The sequence below is a fragment of the Enterobacter soli ATCC BAA-2102 genome, from assembly GCF_001654845.1.
Taxonomy (GTDB): domain Bacteria; phylum Pseudomonadota; class Gammaproteobacteria; order Enterobacterales; family Enterobacteriaceae; genus Enterobacter; species Enterobacter soli.
This window is the reverse complement of record NZ_LXES01000045.1, coordinates 93901-111558: the sequence shown is the minus strand read 5'-3', so window position 1 is coordinate 111558 and position 17658 is coordinate 93901. Positions and strand designations below refer to the sequence as shown.

The window sequence follows — 17658 nt, the reverse complement described above, 5'->3', positions numbered from 1 at the left end:
CCAGGAAAATCTTAAAACTATTTATAGAAAGAATATAATTAGTCGGCATTGAGAAAGTATGCTAAACAAGAGGTTACAGACGTAAAAATTACATCGGGAACAGTTTCTGTGCTTACTACACTCATTTATCGAAGCCAGTTAAATTCATCCTGTAAATCTATTCAGCTTAGCGCTCTGGTCAAAAAAGCCAGACATCGCAATGCGTTGCTGAACATCACCGGGATTTTGCTGTTCAACGGACGTGACATTCTGCAAATTCTGGAAGGCGCTGAAGAGAACGTCGTTAAGCTGTTTCATCGGATCCGTGATGATAAACGACACAACGATGTGGTTGAGCTGATGCGGGACTACGGCCCGCGCAGACGCTTCGAAAATGTCGGTATGTTGCTTTTTGACCTGCGTATTGAATCCCCCAGTGCCGTGCTGGAATCTGTCCTGCATTACAGCAAACTGGAAAGTTATCTGGCATCTGATGATCGGGTGTTTAAATTTATCCAGTCGTTTATTACCCGGAAAAAGACCGCACATTCATCCGCTGCGTTAAAAGCCGACAATTGGACACTCACAAAAGAAAGTACCCGTTTTAGCGAGAGTGTTGGCGTGCCGATAGCGAATCAATTTTGCCAGTTTGCGTTGCAACCCATTGTCGAACCCGGCGAAGGTAAAATCTCCTCACTTGAAGCCCTGATCCGCAGCAATGACGGCGGTAGCCCCGAGCATTTCTTCAAGGCGCTCGATCAGGATAAAGTCTATGAAGTGGACCTTCAGACCAAGGCGTATGCGTTCGCGCTGGCCGAAAAAATTGGCATTGGCGGCCATAAAATCGCGGTTAACCTTCTGCCAATGTCGCTGGTGAATGTCCCGGGTGCGGTGGAGTTTTTAGTGGATCAAATCAAGCTTCACGGACTCCAGCCCGAGCAGGTGGTTATCGAGGTCACGGAAAATGAGATGATCTCCGGCTTTAATCAGTTTAACAGTGCCATTAAACAGCTGCGTGCCGAAGGTATTGGCCTGGCAATTGATGATTTTGGCTCCGGCTATGCCGGGCTTTCTCTGTTGACCCGGTTCCAGCCGGACAAGATCAAGATCGACCGGGAGATCGTCAGCAATATTCATTTAAGCGGGCCGAAGCAGGCGATTGTGAAATCGATTGTCAGCTGCTGTACCGACATGGAAATTTCGCTGGTGGCGGAAGGGATCGAGAAGATAGAAGAGTGGTGCTGGCTTGAGTCAGCCGGTATCCGTCGTTTCCAGGGATTCTTGTTTGCGCGACCACAGCTTAATGGTGTCGGCGATATTCACTGGCCGCGGGTTGCCTGCTAATTCCTTAGCCAACAAACAGATTAATTTCGGACACTAAAATAAATGCTTTTGCCGCACGAATTTATCACTAAATCATTGATATTAAAAAGAGCGGCGGTGTGGTGACTTTAGTTAATAATGCAATAATTTTAATTAAATAAAGTTATGAAAAAGCCGATAACCATAGGTAATCTCTATCCCTAAGGTATCTGTCCATGTCGTTGAAAAAATCGTCCCTCATTATCCTTTTCTCCTTGCTGTTTTTCTTTGTTGCCAGCACGTTCACCAGCGTCGGGCTCATCATTAAAAGTAATAACTCACTGGATGATGTGAACAAAGAAATCCAGGTCGTGTTATCTATTATTGACCCCATCAACCATAGCCGCACGTTGCGCGTAAGGGTTATGGAGTACGTGAAAATGGTGGAAGCAGGGGATTCAGCCGATCAGGCTGAGAAGCTGTCCTCTGTTAAAGCGGCGCTGGAAAAAGCCGATAGCGCCTTTGCCGCCTTTATGGCCGCACCGCGTCTGCAGGATGAAGCCCCGCTGGTCAGCGCGTATCAGGATGCCTGGCAAAACTATCGTAATCAGGGGCTGGAGCCGCTGATTAACGCCGCGCAAGCGCATGATGTGGTGAAATTCAATGCACTCATCACCACGGTTTCTCAGTTAGACCGTAAATACGAAATCGTGCTTGATCAGGTGCTGTCGGTTCACCAGAAATACGCCAAAAACCTGAACGAAAATGCGCGCAGCAATTTTGTTTCGGGTCTGTGGCTTATCGCCACGTTTGCCATTCTGTTTGTGGCGGTAATTATTGCGGTCAGCCTGCTGATGAAACGCGTTATTTTTGCCCCAGTAAACCTGGCCCGCGAGCACTGTAGCCAGATTGCCGCCGGGGAGCTGACTCAGCCTGTGCCGGTGAAAGCCAACTCCAGCAATGAAATCGACAACCTGATGGGCTCGATGGAGCAGATGCGTCTCGCGCTGCTTGATACCATCTCTCAGGTTCGCGATGCCAGCCATACGGTAACCCATGCCGCGCAGGAAATTGCCTCCGGGAATATCGACCTGGCTTCACGTACCGAACAGCAAGCTTCCGCCCTGACCCAGACCGCTGCCAGCATGGAAGAGCTGAGCGCGACCGTGGCCAATAACACTGAAAACGTCAATCAGGCAGGCAAGCTGGTGCAGGACGCGGTGAAAAATGCCCATACCGGTGAAGCCGTCACGCGTGAAGTTATCGAAACGATGAACACCATCGCGGCCAATTCAAAACGTATTGAAGATATTACCAGCGTCATTAACAGCATCGCGTTCCAGACCAACATCCTGGCGCTGAATGCGGCGGTTGAAGCGGCGCGCGCCGGAACGCAGGGGCGTGGATTTGCGGTTGTCGCCAGTGAAGTCCGTACGCTTGCCCAGAAGAGCGCGGTTGCTGCGAAGGATATCGAAAGCTTGATTGCCCAGTCAGTTGCCAGCGTCAAAAATGGCGCAGAGCTGGTGAACCGCTCAGGTGAAGTGATCGACTCGATTATCACGTCGGTGAATAAAGTGAATACGCTGATGGAGCAGATCTCCGTGGCTTCTGAAGAGCAGAGCCGGGGTATTGGCCAGGTGGGCCAGGCCGTGACCGAGATGGATGGCGTCACGCAGCAAAACGCCGCGCTGGTACAGGAATCCGCCGCCGCGGCGGCGTCTCTGGAAGAACAGGCGCAACATCTGTCACACAGCATTTCAAGCTTTAGCCTGCCTGCGCGGGCGTAACTCTCCTGTCGGGGGGAGCAATCCCCCTGAACACACCCTCAGATATTTTTTCCATTTTTTTAGCAATATTCTTCTCGCTGATTCGTCTACCTCATCACAAGCCATAATCAGTTACTGTAATGAGGTAAAAACAATGAGAGATTTTGATATGCACACAAGAGGCCACGGGCGCGGTTTTGGTCGTCATCGTATGGGCAAAGCCCTGGTGATTGGCGCGGTGCTGTTTGTGGTACTTGGCCTGCTGGTGATGTCCCTGTGGAACGCGCTTCTGCCAGCCATTCTGGGTGTTAAAGCCATTGGATTCTGGCAGGCGCTGGGATTACTGGTTCTGTGCCGTATTCTGTTTGGTGGCCTTGGTTTCCGCCCCGGGATGTTTGGTGCGCATCGCCGGATGCACGAGCGCTGGATGAAAATGACGCCTGAGCAGCGTGAAGCCTTTATCCAGCAACGTCGCGACGGTTTTGGCCGCCACGGTCACTGCAGCTGGCGCGGTCATCGTGAAGACAAACGAGATGACAGCGCGGCAAAAGCGCCGGAAGCCGAGTGAGTGAGATGAAAACCGCGATGGCAGGCGAATCAATGCTGGTGTCGGCGCTCAATGCCTGTCGTGCCCGGTTGAAAGCATTTATTCGCGGGCGAAGTACCGTACGTGATGATGCCGACGATATTGTGCAGGAAGTGACTTACCAGCTGATGAACGTTGAACAGCCGGTCGAGAACGTCGCCGCATGGCTGTTTCGTGCGGCGCGCAATGAAATGATCGACAGGGCGCGCAAGAAACGGGAATTACCACTTTCCGGCTATTTCACGGCCGATGACGACGGGGATTTCGCCGAAGATGAGATTGCAGAAACGCTCTTTGGCGTGCCGAATACACCGGAAGAGGAGTACCTAAAAACGCTGCTGTGGGAAGAACTTGGGCAGGCATTGTCTGAACTGCCGCCGCTTCAGCGAGAAGTATTCGAAAAAACGGAGCTTCAGAGCTATAGCATGAAAGCGCTAGCGGAGGAGTCGGGGGTCAGCGTACAGACGCTTTTATCCCGCAAACATAAAGCCGTGCAGTATCTGCGTACCCGGCTGCGGGACATTTATGATGCCCTGACCGGGGAGTGAATGCGTCAGAGAAAATGGATCGTTATTTCGTTGTTTACGGTGTTCAGACGTTAAGGTTTCGTTAATTAATAGGCGCAATACTGGAAAGGTTAATCCCTGACCGAATGGCTGAATGATGAACGAACAATTACGCAATGCACTTCCGCACCAGGACACGCCTTTTTTCCGCGTGCTACATATTATTGTGGCCGTATTGGTTTTGTTGCAGATAGTGAATTCAAACCTAACCGAAAGCGAGGCACTGAGCGGTTTTTCACTGACCGGTATCGTCACATGGTTCCATGTTATATCCGGCCTTGCACTGATTGTTCTTGGTATCGTTATGCTGGGCTGGATGCTGAAACAGCGGGGGTTTCGTTACTATTTCGCCTGGCTGTCCCTTGATTTTAAAGGGGTAATTGAAGACGTTAAGGTGCTTTTTTCATTCCGTCTTCCTGAAGCTCATGCTGGCGGGATTGCGGCCTTAATTCAGGGACTTGGCGTGCTGGCACTGCTGGGCGTTGCCCTGTGTGGTGGACTCTGGTTTGCACTTAATTCCTTTTACGGGCCGTCATCAGCGCTGGCAGAAAGCGTGCTGCATTTTCATAAATTCCTGACGGTATTTATTGAGACTTATTTCTGGGCGCATGGTGCGATGGGGCTGATTCATATATTTCTCACTGTTCGCAGCCAAAGGAAAAATTCTGTTACCGGGTAAAGCGTCTATGTTGATTATACTTATTCAATCATTTTCAACTATCCGCAGTGCACTTTGCCTGAATACAGGAAACCAGAAATATGCATCCTGAACGACACAGTATCGAGAGCGTTGGATGGCTAAGGGCTGCTGTTCTGGGGGCCAATGACGGCATTGTGTCAACGGCGAGCCTGGTTCTGGGCGTCGCGTCGGCAAATACGGTCCCCTCAGGGGTTTTACTGGCCGGGGTAGCTGGCCTGGTTGCAGGCGCGATGTCGATGGCCACCGGGGAATATGTTTCAGTGTCATCGCAGTCAGACACAGAGGACGCAGCACTCGCGCAGGAAAGAAGGGAACTGGAAACTGATTATCACGGAGAAGTGCGGGAGCTGACCGCACTGTATATACAACGTGGTCTGGAGCCAGGGCTCGCCCGCCAGGTTGCAGAGCAGCTCATGGTAAAAGATGCGCTGGATGCTCATGCCCGGGAAGAGCTCGGGCTGACCGGGACAAATGCCGCCCAACCGCTTCAGGCCGCGCTCTTTTCAGCACTGAGTTTTTCCGCCGGTGCGGTGCTGCCGGTAATCGTGGCATGGCTTGCTCCGGCAAAGCTGGTTTATTTGTCTATTATTCTTTCCACCCTTTTTTCACTGGCAGCACTTGGCTATATTTCTTCGATTGTCAGTAAAGCGTCTCCCGTCAAACCCATCATCCGTATTACCTTCTGGAGCGCCATGGCAATGGCGGTATCGATAGGCATTGGTCATTTCGCCGGGCAGGCGCTGCTATAAAATTTCTTTCAATTTCAACCTCACACTTCCATTATGGCGGGTTGATTCCGTCGCACTTTTACGGAACAGTACGCGCTGGATAACCCTAAGCTAAAGGGGTCTACGGCGGCCCCCGATAATGCCGGAGAAGAGAATGAAGAAATTACTGTTACTTTCAGTGCTGGCGGTTTCCGGGCTGGCACACGCAACAGATGCCGTTCCTGACGTGGTGAAGAACTTCAGTGAGCAGCAAGGTATTAAAATCATTAAGAAAATAGATGCACCTGGCGGGGCACCCGGCTGGCTGGGGCAATATCAGGACATGGGCGTCACGCTTTTTTTAACGCCGGACGGTAAGCATGTGATCTCTGGTTATCTTTATGATGATAAAGGAAAAAATCTGAGCGAAGAATACTTCCAGAAGGAAATCTACATTCCACTGGGCAAAGAGATGTGGAAAACGCTCAACGCGGCGCATCCGCTGAAAGAGGGCGCCGATACCGCCCCGCGTAAGGTGTTCGTCTTTGCCGATCCGTTCTGTCCGTATTGCAAGGCGTTCTGGTCTGAGGCTCAGCCCTGGGTGAAAGCGGGCAAGGTCCAGCTGAATACACTGCTGGTGGCGTTTCTCAATCCGAACAGTGGGCGTAATGCCTCCGCCATTCTCAATGCGGAAGATCCTGTCAGCGCCTGGCGGGACTATGAGCTTTCCGGAGGTAAAACGCTGCCGAAAACACAAGGCGATACCTCGCACGCGACCTTTAATATCCTGCAACAGCATCAGAAGCTTATGGACTCGCTGGGGGCCAATGCCACGCCAGCCATTTATTATCTGAATGCAAAAAATGAGCTTCAGCAAGTGGTCGGGATGCCAGACGAAAAACAACTGCTGGAGATGTTTGGGCCGAAACCCCAGTAACCCAACAGCCGGTCTTGTTTTTTAGATATTTGGTGAGTGCAGGTAAACAGGCAGAAACCCCCGGTTTCTGCCTGATGGATTAACTTCCCCAGCGGGTTCTGAGGTAGCTGACCGCGTCCTGAGTCTGAGGCTGGTTGAGATAATCCTCCCTGAAGAGGATCGTACCGCTGACGTTAGGCAAAGATTCGTTCAAATCGAGCTGTTTTTTCAGCTCCGGTACACCGCCATTCACTGTCCAGTCCGGCTCATTTCTGGATGGCTCGCCCACTTTATAGAATGCGATACCGATGTACAGTCGCGTATGGGTAGGTTTGACGACGTTAGCCCACCATTTCGTCAGCACATCATAGCGTGCCGCGCTGCGGGAGAACGGCCAGTAAATCTGTGGCGCGATGTAATCCAGCAAACCTTGCTGCACCCAAAGACGCGTGTCAGCGTAAGACTCATCATAAGCGGCGGCTCCACGGGTGTCTGAACCCGCAGGATCGAACGAACGGTTACGCCAGACCCCGGCAGGGCTAACGCCAAACGCGACATCAGGTTTCTGCTGTTTGATGGCTTTAGACACCTGCGCAATCAGCTGCTGCGTATTGTGTCTGCGCCAGTCTGCTTTGGAAGCAAAACCCTGGCCGTATTGCCGGAAGGTCTGGCTGTCATTCAGCGCGGAACCCGGTGTTTCGGTGTAGAAATAGTCATCGAATTGCACGCCGTCTATCGCGTAGTTTGCGACAACTTCAGCCACCACCGCAGTTATCCAGTCGCGCACCGCCGGGATACCCGGGTCGAGCACAAAGCGATCGCCGGCAGTCCGGATCCAGTCAGGATGCTGCACAAACACGCTGGCAGGGCTTTGCGATGCGGTTCTGTTGAGCGCAGCAACGGTAGACGGTTTTGTGTTAGTGGATACCCGGTACGGGTTAAACCAGGCATGGACTTTCATCCCGCGTTTATGCGCTTCATCGAGCATAAATTGCAGCGGATCGTAACCCGGGTATTCGCCAATATTCCCGGTCATCATATCTGACCAGGGGAGGATTTTAGATGACCAAAGCGCGGTGCTGTCGGGTTTAACCTGGAAAAACACGGTGTTGATACCGAGGCTTTTCAGCTTATCCAGCTTGTCTTTGAGCGCTTGCTTTTGCATATCAATGCGTCGGTCTGCGCTGCTGACATTTACCGATGCCACCGGCGGCCAGTCCAGACGTGAAACGGTGGCCAGCCAGATGCCGCGCATCGGCTCGTTTGCCTGCTGACCCGGTTTACTCACCGGAGAAAGGGGAGTCACGAGCGATTTTGGTGGTTTTGAGGAGCAACTAACAAGTAAAAGTGCGCAGCCAATAAGCGCACCAATCCGTTTTACGTGTAGCGACATTTACTTTTAGCTCTTAGTAATCCGACTATTTGCCCAAGGGTTAACGTCGAGAACATCCGGTTCTTCGGTGGCATCATCACTGAGAGAATCGAGATACAGGGCTTCAACTTCTGCGCGCGCCCACGGGGTTCTGCGCAGAAATTTTAAACTCGATTTGACACTTGGATCGTTTTTAAAACAGTTAATTTTGATGATTTTGCTCAACTCATTCCAGCCGTAGCGGGCAACCAGTGCATTGACTTGCATTTCTAGCGTTACGCCATGCAAAGGGTCTTTAGAGGTGTGTGCAGTCATGTTGTCTCATATATACGGGTAGGGATGAACGATAAAAGGTTACAAGAAAGCGGGGAAGGCGGCAATGAAATGGCGTATTAAATACAAGCTCTCTCAGCGATGAAAAAGCGTTTGTTGGTCACTCATGGTTGTGAATCACCAGAACCGCATCTTATGGAGTAAGAATGAAAATCGGAGCTGTTCAGATAGCAAAAACGGCAAGGTATGGCTCAGGAGTCGGTACAGTACGGTTGGCAATATCTCATTTAACATAATATACATTATGCGCACTAGTATGAGGTCAGGAAGAATCCAGTGTTTATCCGACCTGATACCAGTCATCGTCATTTACCGTGGTTTAGATTACAAGGCCCTGATTGCTTCATGCTTTTGTGTTATCGAAACCTGAACAAAAAAGAAAATACTCAAAGGAGTCGCAAACCTGCCTGTATTTTCAGGCAGGTTTCTGGTTCAGCCCCCTGCACTTTTGCTCAGTCGGCCATGCAGCCTGAGCACATTCCTGGATATCGAGGTCGCGACTTTTTGCGAAAAGTCCGTGGGTAAAGACTTCATCACTGCATCCAGTGCCTGCGGCACATCGCTGATAAATTCCTGCATAATCTCGGTCATCTGGTTTTCAGGAAACCTGACGGCCCTGGCTGTTGCCATAAAATGTCTCGGATAGATCTTGTCGATATCGTTTTTACGGCCTTTTGAGGCATTCAGGCTCATGGCCAGTTTCAGATCGCTGATGTGGATCCCGGCGCCGCCCAGCACAGGAAACGCCGAAATGATGTCGTAGAACGGGGTCAGTCGATAGCTTCCGCCAGGCTGGATGAATATTGAGAAGTTCTTGGCATGTCCATCGGTTGCGCCTGTTATCCACTGAAATAGCTGGAATTTCATGAAATTATAACGATCGGTAAGCGCTTCGCTGGAACCCAGTAAAAATGCCATGATATGTGGAATACCGGGGCCGCCATCAGACTCATACTTCACGGACGAAGGAAGCCCAAAAGTCTGGCACATATCTTCCTGCGGTAAGCGCAATAAAACAGATCGGCTTGCGTTCCATCGGCGGTCAAAACGCTCGACGGCAAGTGCCCGCACCCTGCCCGCTCTGATGATTTCCGCATTCGGCACGTCAATTCCCAGCGCTCTGGCCAGCTGCAAACAGAAGTATTCATTATCCACACTATCGCTCAAATCCAGCGTGGCATTGGGCTGTTTTATCTCGCCAATCGGCAGCTTGATGATATGGGTGGTGGGCGTGATACCTTTCGGAATACACCAGTCGTCACCGGCTTTAAGGAGCGCTGTTTTTTCCTGAGCGCCAGCAACGGAAATGCGGAAATCATTTTCCTCATTAATCATCCCCAGTGGGATGTCTGACTGATAAGCCGTCAACACCTTCTCGAGTTTCTCTTCGCTCAGAGTCTCCCACATCATTTCCGGTGTCGTGCTGTTTTCATTAGCGGGTAATAACGTCACCGCGCCGACGCTGTCACGCCCTACCTCTGCCAGTAAATCAAAGGGTTGCCTGGAACGGGCATGGTAGCGCTTAACAATACGATCCCTGACCGCCGGGCTATCCGGGAGCAGGTTGTCGAAGAAATTGAACACCGCATCGGAGGTAATTTCGCCATATTGTAGCGGAAGCGATAACGACAATGGCCGGGCATACCGGTTAAGTAGCCATTCATTGGCGTATTTAAACGTATGTGCCCCATTGGTCAGTTTTGTCAGTTCGCCGACCCGTTCGTTATTCATCCACGTCACTAATTTTGGCATTACCAGTCCAGGCCCTGTTGAATGTTATTGTCTGACCCCGACGCCGCATCGTCTTTTTCATACAACGCCATGGTCATTCCAAGGGATTGCAAGATCCTGAAGAACGTCGTCAGCGTGGTGTTATCCGGGTTGTTTTCAAAATTCGAGATGGTGGCCTGCTTAATGCCGATTCTTTTGGCCAGGTCGCTTTGCGTCCAGTTATTTTTCTGACGCACCAGTCTCATGGTATTCGCCAGCTGGACAGGACTATAAATCATTGGTGGTTTCATCTGTTCGCGCCCGTGGTTTATCCCCTCAAAGGGATATTGCCAGTATTATCCCTTATAAGGGATATTGTCAATATTTTATCCCCTTCAAGGGATATCACGGTTTTTATCCCTTATCGGGGATAAATCAGATACAATCAAAGAGGTCGTGGTTATCGTTCATAAGTGTCGTTAACATCCTGCGTGGTGTCTGTGGCCGTTACCTGGACATCGTGTAACACAAGGCCATTCACGCCGGATATTTTGCCGAACTCGCTGGCGTCTATCACAACGGATGCCAGCGTTAACGCCGAGACTGGACGGTCGGGATAACCCTCAATAAAGAAGGCGCGGGAAAACACGCTGCTTTCTGAGCGGCGCGCAGAGATATTCTCCAGCGTCAGATTGCTGACGTGAGTCAGGCCAGCCTCCCCCTGAACATCATCCGCCAGTTTGCGCCAGTGGTCGGGTTTATCCGTGAGATCCCCTCGCTCGCCATAACTGTATTGTGCAAACCAGTTCAGCTGGATCATCACCGGGAAACGCACATCAACGAGTTGCAAATGGCGAACTTTGATATCGCGAATAAAGCCGCCGCGATTACGGGCAGACTTAATGCGAAACCCCACGCCCGTGCCGTTGAAGCGATTATGTTCAATCAACACCCGTTCAATCCCGCCAGAGGTTTCACTGCCAAGGGTAATACCGGAACCACTGTTCGGCGTACAGTCACGAATGACAATATCCCGTGCGCTGCGGGCTTTTGACGCCGCCTCCTGTCCACGCCCCGCTTTGATACAAATATTGTCGTCATTACAGGAGACGACACAGCGCTCCACCCGTACCTGTTCGCAGGAATCGATATCAATGCCGTCGGTGCTTGGCCCTGCTGAATTGCTTATTTGAACGCTGTCGAGCGTAATATGCCGTGAATAGCAAAGATGCACATTCCAGAAGCCCGACTCGCGGCTAGTGAAATCACGCAGCGTGATGCGCTCACTTTCATACACCAGAATGTTACGCGGTCGCTGACAGTCATAATCCACCACCCAGCGCAGGCCTCTGGCGCTGTAATCGCCCAGCATGCCACCCTGCTCGTCATCTCCCCAGAAGCGCTGCCACCAGACAAGCCCCTGCCCGTCGATGGTGCCGCCGCCGGTGATACTGACATCATGGCAATTAATAATATTGATAATCGCCGCCGGCCAGCGCATATCAATGCCCGCCACTCGGGTATCAATCAGCGGATAGTCATCCAGACTCTGGCTACCAAGAAGCTGCGCGCCAGCCTCCAGGTGCAGGGTCATCCCACTTTTCAGGAAAAGGGAGCCGGTAAGGAAGCGGCCTGCCGGGATCACCAGAGTATCGTTATGGCCCGTCTTGGCAATTGCCCGCTGAATGGCGGCCGTTGATACCTGTCGCCCGCTGGGATCTGCCCCAAAATCACACACATTACGTTCCGTCATGTTCTTTCCTGATTCGGATAAAAATCATGAGTATACGTAGCCGCCACAGGCATAACCTTTTTGTCACCGACACCCCACGGTGAAAGCTGGCAAAAATACGGTAATGTTTTCAATGGAACGAACGGTGAATGCGAGGCCCGTTCAGAAAGCGAGTTCAGGCACCAGAGCATCTTTACTGTGCATACACGCCTTCCATGCTCGCCCCGGGTCGCCGTTATCTAAAATTGTGGATGTTCTGTATTCAACAACGCGTACCCGCTGGGTGGTGAATTCCTCATCCGGCGGAAGAACATATTTCACTGTCGTCCAGCGACTGTGGGTTGATTTCCCCTTAGCCACCAGGTCGATCGTTTTCTCTTTGACCTCTTCCGAACACTGATGTGCCGCCGCATCAACCCGCTGGTATTTCTTTTCCTGGGGGGAGAGATAACCCTGAGACGAGCAACTCACCACGGCAAAACAAGCCAGGGTTGCTACACACATCTTCTGAAACATGGTCTGTTCCTTAAGCGGAAAATAGGCTCACCGTTTTTGGCAGTTTCCACCTAAGCGTAGTCACGCTATCCTGAATTTTCATGTCCATAGCGGAGCATATGATGCCAACACTGCATCTTCTTTGCGGGAAAATCGCCAGTGGAAAATCCACGCTGGCCGCGAGCCTGAGCAAAACGCCTGGTACGGTGGTGATAAGTGAGGACTCCTGGCTTGCAGAGCTTTACGCCGACCAGATGACAAGCGTGGCAGACTATGTCCGTTGCGCGGGGAAATTACGCCTGGCACTCTCTCCGCATCTTGTGGCGTTACTGAAGGCGGGCGTCTCAGTGGTGCTCGATTTCCCGGCCAACACGGTTGCTAACCGCCGGTGGATGATGACGGTTATCCGCGAATCCGGGGTTCCACATCAGCTGCATTTTCTGGATGTGGCAGACGATATCTGTAAAGCGCGGCTGCGCGCCAGAAATGCCTCTGGCGAGCATGATTTTGCGGCCACCGATGAGCAATTCGACCTGATCACCCGTTACTTTGTCGCCCCGGAAGAACAGGAAGGATTCAACATCATTCGTTATCAGGATCAGCCGTCGTAATCACGGAAACGCCCTTTTCCCTGACTGCCTTCATCCAGGCCTTATCGGTGTCGCTTTCCACCACGACGGTGTTGATAAGCGACAGGTCACCAATCACAAAAGACGATGCGGTATTGATTTTCTCGGGTGAAGCCAGAACGATGGTTTCTGCCGCTCTGCCGGAAAATGCACGTTTGATGCACGCTTCTTCATAATCACCCGTCGTCAGGCCAGCTTCCGGGTGAATACCGGTGACGCCCATAAAGAACAGATCGGCATGAATGTTACCAATGCCCTCAATGGCTGCGGCACCCACGGTAACAATCGAGTGCTTATACAGACGCCCGCCAATCAGAATAACCTCAATCCACGGATGATCGACCAGACCCAGCGCAATCCCCGGGCTATGCGTCACCACGGTAATGCGCAGATCCTGCGGTAAAAAAGTCAGCAGTTCAGCGGTGGTTGTTCCGCCATCCACAATCACCACTTGCCCCGCCGAAATCAACTGTGCCCCTTTTCGGGCGACACTCTTTTTAGCGCCAATTTTCAGTGTCTTACGTTCAGCAAACGGCGCAATTGCGGTGGAAGATGGCAATGCACCGCCGTGAACGCGTTGCAGGCGCCCTTCCGCGGCCAGCTCACGCAGGTCGCGGCGGATGGTATCTTCGGACACATCAAAATGGAGGCTCAGTTCCCTTGAGAGAACCTGTCCCTCCGCACCGAGTTTTTCAAGGATCAATTGCTTTCGCTGGCTGGTTAGCATCGTTTTTTTCCTGATGTTGCACGATTTGTCTTGAAAGTGCGTATTTCTGCTGATTATGATAACAGCTCAACGCGAGGAGATACAATCGTGCAGACCAAACATGCAGAAATACGCATTATCGAAACAAAGACGTTGTCCGATAACTGGTACATCCTGAAAAAATACACATTTGACCTGCAACGCCACGACGGTGAATGGCAAAGACAGCAGCGCGAAGTCTATGACCGGGGAAATGGCGCAACGATCCTGCTCTACAACCGCGATAAAAAAACGGTGATCCTGACCCGCCAGTTCCGTTTCCCGGTGTTTATCAACGGACATAATGGCTATCTGATTGAATCTGCGGCAGGCCTTTTGGATAACATGGATCCCGAAAGCAGAATCAAAGCCGAAGCAGAGGAAGAGACCGGCTTTCGTGTATCCAGCGTGCAGAAGGTTTTCGAGGCGTACATGAGCCCGGGCTCAGTTACTGAAAAACTCTATTTCTATCTTGCTGAGTATCAGCCCCGCGACCGGGCAAGTGCTGGTGGCGGTATAAAGGCAGAAGGTGAAGATATCGAAGTGCTGGAGCTGACGCTTGAAGAGGCGTTACACGGAATCGAAACCGGGCTTATCGTCGATGGTAAAACCATCATGCTGCTCTACCACGTTGCCCTGAAAGGCATTTTATAACATCGTGCACGATAGATACCTGCCGCCGCGCAGGTATCTGCCTATGCTATTCTTGCTGAAGAATAAAACAGGAGATGCGCAAATGGCCGACTGGAACCCTTCGCTTTATCTGCAATACGGAGCAGAACGCACACGCCCCGCCGCTGAGCTGCTCGCCAGAGTCCCCCTTGACGATGTCACGGCAATCGTTGATCTCGGTTGCGGGCCGGGTAATAGCACGGCGCTGTTAAAACAGCGCTGGCCTACGGCCGACATTACCGGCGTGGATAATTCGCCAGCAATGCTGGAAGAAGCACGTAACACCCTGCCTGAATGCCATTTTGTTGAATCCGATATCCGCCAATACAAACCCGCTCAGCCGCTGAGCCTGATTTACGCCAATGCGTCTTTGCAGTGGATCCCGGACCATTACACACTGTTACCGCATCTTGTTTCGCTGCTGCGTTTAAACGGTGTCCTGGCGATTCAGATGCCTGACAACTGGCTTGAACCAACGCACGTCTCGATGCGCGAAGTGGCGTACGAACAAGGTTACCCTGATCGTGGCCGCGAACCTTTGCCAGGCGTACATGCGTATTACGATATTTTGACCGATGCCGGGTGTGAGGTGGATATCTGGCGGACAACCTACTTTCACAAAATGAGTTCGCACCAGGCGATTATTGACTGGGTGAGCGCCACCGGGTTGCGCCCGTGGTTGCAGGAGTTAAACGAGAGTGAGCAGAAGAATTTCCTGAAGCGTTACCATCAGCTGCTGGAAGAGCAGTATCCGCTCCAGGAAAACGGGCAGATACTGCTGGCTTTTCCACGACTGTTTATTGTCGCTAAACGTGTGCCCTGAGGCGTTTATCAGAACTGATAAACGACGCCTACAGCAACAACATCGTCGGTATTGATCCCGGCTTCACGGGTAAATTTATCTTCATCGACGAGGTTAACCATATAATCAACAAACACATTAATGTTTTTGTTGAAGTTATACGTTGCACCGAAATCAACATATTTGATGAGATCTTCGTCACCATAAGTATTTCCTGTGGCTGCTTTGCCCAGGTTTTTACCTTTCAGGACGTCATACGCCACAAATGGTTGCAGACCGAAATCAAATTGATAACCTGCGTAAAATTCCATGATTTGCGATTTATTCGCATAACCATAGGCGCTATCGCTGGAATGCGAACCAAAGCGTGATGCGTTATATGCCTGGGTAAACATAGCGGCCAGATAGATATTATTGGCATCATATTTAATAGCACCGGAATAAGCTTCCGCGCGTTTACCCTGCCCCATAATACCGCTGGTGTTATTTTGCTCGTTAGAGCGGTCAGCACTCATCATGGAACCGGCAATGCTGAAACCAGCGCCGATATCATAAGTAATAGATGCGCCAAAACCATCACCATTCTGACGTAACACGTCGCGCACGCCAGGCTCGCCGCCACCGTCATTTTTACCCTGATATTGCAGAGCAAAATCCAGACCATCTACGGCACCGAAGAAATCGGTATTACGGTAGGTCAGCAGACCGTTGGCACGGCTAAACATGAACTGGTCTGAGCCATAGGTCATGCCATCGAACTCAGGCTGCATGTCGGTATAACCAAGGGAATCGTACAGCACGCCCTTGTTACGGCCGTAATCGATGGAGCCGTAATCTTTCACCTTCAGGCCAGCAAACGCGTAACGAGTACGTGGGTTGTTGCTTTCTGATTCCGCACCGTTAGCATTAATATGCATCTGCCACTGGCCATAGCCGGTGATTTGATCGTTAACCTGGGTTTCACCACGGAAACCAAGACGCATATAGGTCTGATCGCCATTCCAGTCGCTGCTGTCATTATCGGAGAAATAATGTTCGGCAGAAACTAAACCATACAGATCCAGTTTATTACCGTCTTTATTATAAATTTCGGCTGCGTGTGCGGTTGTCGCGAGCAGCGCTGCGCCAATCAGCACGCTCAGTTGATTAATTTTCATTTTATATACCCTGTCATATGCCACTTATTATATTTGTTGCAACGCCAAAAGCAGTTGCAGGGCAATATAGTTACCATCGTTGTAAATCTATGTAAAACGATTAAATCATTAGCGCACGAATCGCCAAGAATGAATAAAATAAAACCAATATTTAAAAAGCACATATTGTTAAGGCGTGTCGCTTTAAAAAAAGATATTAAGGCGACACGCCATCACTTTATGTTCTGGCCTCTTTCAGCAGTTGCTGAATCACCTGTTCTTGCTTGTCATAATTCCCTTCGCCAAATGAGGTATAACGCAGCTGGCCTTTGGCATCGAAATAGTAATGTGCCGGCCAGTACTGGTTCCCAAATGCGTTCCAGATCTGGTAGTTGTTGTCCGCCACAACGCGGTACGGAAGCTGCCATTTATTCACCGCATCTTTCACCGAAGAGAGCGGTTTCTCCCAGGGATATTCCGGCGTGTGCACCCCAATAACCACCAGGCCCTGAGACTGGTATTTGTTCGCCCAGTCACGGACATATGGCAGCGTATGCTGGCAGTTGATGCAATCCCACGTCCAGAAATCGATCAGCACCACCTTCCCTTTTAAAGATTCAGGGGTGACCGGGTCGCCATTTATCCATCCAGTTCCGCCACTCAACGAAGGCAGGTCGCTACGCGGTGTCTCCTGCACTACAGGCTGTAATTTCGGCTGCGCGGTTGCCGGTTTAGCCAGGCTCAGCAGCGAATTTTCCAGGCTGTCGGCAAGGCCATTTGCCCCTTTTAATGTTGAGGTAAGACCCGTGGCATTGAACACAACGGCCGCCAGCATCACAACGCCCGCCCCCTGGCGTAACCGTGCCATCAGCGCCGATTTTGCTCTCAGCGGCGCCATCAGCGTACGACCTCCGGCTGCCAGCAGAGCCAGCATCAGAGCGCACCCACCGCCGTACGCAATCAACAGCGCGCCGGTCGTAATGGACGAATGTCCGGCGATATTAATGCTGAAAATCGCCCCCAGTATCGGCCCGGCGCAGGGCGACCAAAGCAGGCCAACCGCAAGCCCGGCCAGAAATGCAGATAACATCCCGCGCGTCTGTGTGCTGCGGTTATTCAGGGCATTCCCTGCGCTGACCGCGGGCCCGGCAATACGTTGGGCGAACTGCGGGAAGATTAACGCCAAAGCCGCAATCGCCAGAACCAGCAGCGCGACCCAGCGCCCAACCAGGGTGGCGTTCACAATCCACTCGCTTGCCGCCGTCACCAGCATGGCAACCAGAGTGAACATCACGATCATACCGGCAAATAGCGCAAAAAGATGACGGCATTGCCCCTGAAGCCCGGCAAACAGCAGCGGGATCACGGGAAGCGTACATGGGCTGAGCAGGCTTATCATCCCGCCCAGAAAAGCGATAATCAGAAACATAATGACCTCACAGGACAAATTATCTGCGACGTTGCAGTGAGGACATTTCAGCGTGTTGATGTGTTCGGACGATGTGCAAAA

General features: G+C 51.4%; 19 protein-coding genes. 10 read left to right on the top strand and 9 right to left on the bottom strand.

The window, feature by feature from the left end; all coding sequences use genetic code 11:
• Window positions 1-108 precede the first annotated feature (108 nt).
• The 7 genes from M987_RS16915 (at window position 109) to dsbG (ending at window position 6543) form a co-directional block, all read left to right on the top strand.
• Window positions 109-1323: a diguanylate phosphodiesterase gene (locus M987_RS16915; RefSeq protein ID WP_014070324.1), complete on the top strand. Its 1215-nt coding sequence runs from the start codon at window positions 109-111 to the stop codon at window positions 1321-1323.
• A 194-nt stretch (window positions 1324-1517) separates the two neighbouring features.
• Window positions 1518-3068 carry a methyl-accepting chemotaxis protein gene (locus M987_RS16910; RefSeq protein ID WP_014070323.1) on the top strand — a complete coding sequence of 517 codons (1551 nt, stop codon included), beginning with the start codon at window positions 1518-1520 and terminating at the stop codon, window positions 3066-3068.
• Window positions 3069-3201: 133 nt separating this feature from the next.
• Complete coding sequence (locus M987_RS16905) at window positions 3202-3615, top strand: hypothetical protein (protein WP_014070322.1); 414 nt, start codon at window positions 3202-3204, stop codon at window positions 3613-3615.
• Window positions 3616-3620: 5 nt separating this feature from the next.
• A complete protein-coding gene (locus M987_RS16900) occupies window positions 3621-4181 on the top strand; it encodes an RNA polymerase sigma factor (protein ID WP_014070321.1) in 561 nt (186 codons plus the stop codon).
• Between the two features lie 115 nt (window positions 4182-4296).
• Window positions 4297-4878 carry a cytochrome b/b6 domain-containing protein gene (locus tag M987_RS16895; RefSeq protein WP_041162230.1) on the top strand — a complete coding sequence of 194 codons (582 nt, stop codon included), beginning with the start codon at window positions 4297-4299 and terminating at the stop codon, window positions 4876-4878.
• A gap of 80 nt (window positions 4879-4958) precedes the next feature.
• On the top strand, window positions 4959-5648 hold the full coding sequence (locus M987_RS16890) for a VIT1/CCC1 transporter family protein (RefSeq protein ID WP_014070319.1): 690 nt from the start codon (window positions 4959-4961) through the stop codon (window positions 5646-5648).
• 133 nt (window positions 5649-5781) lie between these two features.
• A complete protein-coding gene (dsbG, locus tag M987_RS16885; protein WP_014070318.1) occupies window positions 5782-6543 on the top strand; it encodes a thiol:disulfide interchange protein DsbG in 762 nt (253 codons plus the stop codon).
• A gap of 79 nt (window positions 6544-6622) precedes the next feature.
• Here the strand turns inward: dsbG and M987_RS16880 are convergent, their stop codons facing one another.
• From M987_RS16880 to M987_RS16855, 6 genes are all read right to left on the bottom strand, one after another.
• Entirely contained in the window at window positions 6623-7915 is a 1293-nt protein-coding gene (locus M987_RS16880; protein ID WP_014070317.1) for a glycoside hydrolase family 10-like protein, read from the bottom strand.
• A 6-nt stretch (window positions 7916-7921) separates the two neighbouring features.
• A complete protein-coding gene (locus M987_RS16875) occupies window positions 7922-8209 on the bottom strand; it encodes a VF530 family protein (protein WP_014070316.1) in 288 nt (95 codons plus the stop codon).
• A 450-nt stretch (window positions 8210-8659) separates the two neighbouring features.
• Window positions 8660-9979: a type II toxin-antitoxin system HipA family toxin gene (locus M987_RS16870; RefSeq protein WP_014070315.1), complete on the bottom strand. Its 1320-nt coding sequence runs from the start codon at window positions 9977-9979 to the stop codon at window positions 8660-8662.
• Complete coding sequence (gene hipB / locus M987_RS16865) at window positions 9979-10236, bottom strand: type II toxin-antitoxin system antitoxin HipB (protein ID WP_373371568.1); 258 nt, start codon at window positions 10234-10236, stop codon at window positions 9979-9981. Before hipB ends, M987_RS16870 begins: the two co-directional genes overlap by 1 nt.
• A gap of 161 nt (window positions 10237-10397) precedes the next feature.
• Window positions 10398-11690 (bottom strand): glycoside hydrolase family 28 protein, encoded by a 1293-nt coding sequence (locus M987_RS16860; protein ID WP_014070313.1) that lies wholly within the window; start codon window positions 11688-11690, stop codon window positions 10398-10400.
• Window positions 11691-11831: 141 nt separating this feature from the next.
• Window positions 11832-12185 (bottom strand): hypothetical protein, encoded by a 354-nt coding sequence (locus M987_RS16855; RefSeq protein WP_014070312.1) that lies wholly within the window; start codon window positions 12183-12185, stop codon window positions 11832-11834.
• Between the two features lie 101 nt (window positions 12186-12286).
• On the opposite strand from M987_RS16855, the gene M987_RS16850 reads away from it, so the two are divergent.
• Window positions 12287-12775 carry a P-loop nucleotide/nucleoside kinase family protein gene (locus M987_RS16850; protein WP_014070311.1) on the top strand — a complete coding sequence of 163 codons (489 nt, stop codon included), beginning with the start codon at window positions 12287-12289 and terminating at the stop codon, window positions 12773-12775.
• Here the strand turns inward: M987_RS16850 and M987_RS16845 are convergent.
• Window positions 12747-13520, bottom strand: a complete 774-nt coding sequence (locus M987_RS16845; protein ID WP_014070310.1) for a DeoR/GlpR family DNA-binding transcription regulator — start codon at window positions 13518-13520, stop codon at window positions 12747-12749. The genes M987_RS16850 and M987_RS16845 overlap by 29 nt on opposite strands.
• An 87-nt stretch (window positions 13521-13607) precedes the next feature.
• On the opposite strand from M987_RS16845, the gene M987_RS16840 reads away from it, so the two are divergent.
• On the top strand, window positions 13608-14192 hold the full coding sequence (locus M987_RS16840; RefSeq protein ID WP_014070309.1) for an NUDIX hydrolase: 585 nt from the start codon (window positions 13608-13610) through the stop codon (window positions 14190-14192).
• An 82-nt stretch (window positions 14193-14274) separates the two neighbouring features.
• Window positions 14275-15033, top strand: coding sequence for a trans-aconitate 2-methyltransferase (gene tam / locus M987_RS16835; RefSeq protein ID WP_014070308.1), 759 nt, complete (start codon window positions 14275-14277; stop codon window positions 15031-15033).
• Between the two features lie 8 nt (window positions 15034-15041).
• Here tam and ompC read toward each other — a convergent pair whose 3' ends face one another.
• Together ompC and M987_RS16825 are read right to left on the bottom strand one after the other, a co-directional pair.
• On the bottom strand, window positions 15042-16169 hold the full coding sequence (ompC, locus tag M987_RS16830) for a porin OmpC (RefSeq protein ID WP_014070307.1): 1128 nt from the start codon (window positions 16167-16169) through the stop codon (window positions 15042-15044).
• A 217-nt stretch (window positions 16170-16386) separates the two neighbouring features.
• A complete protein-coding gene (locus tag M987_RS16825) occupies window positions 16387-17577 on the bottom strand; it encodes a cytochrome c biogenesis protein/redoxin (protein WP_014070306.1) in 1191 nt (396 codons plus the stop codon).
• Between the last annotated feature and the right edge of the window lie 81 nt (window positions 17578-17658).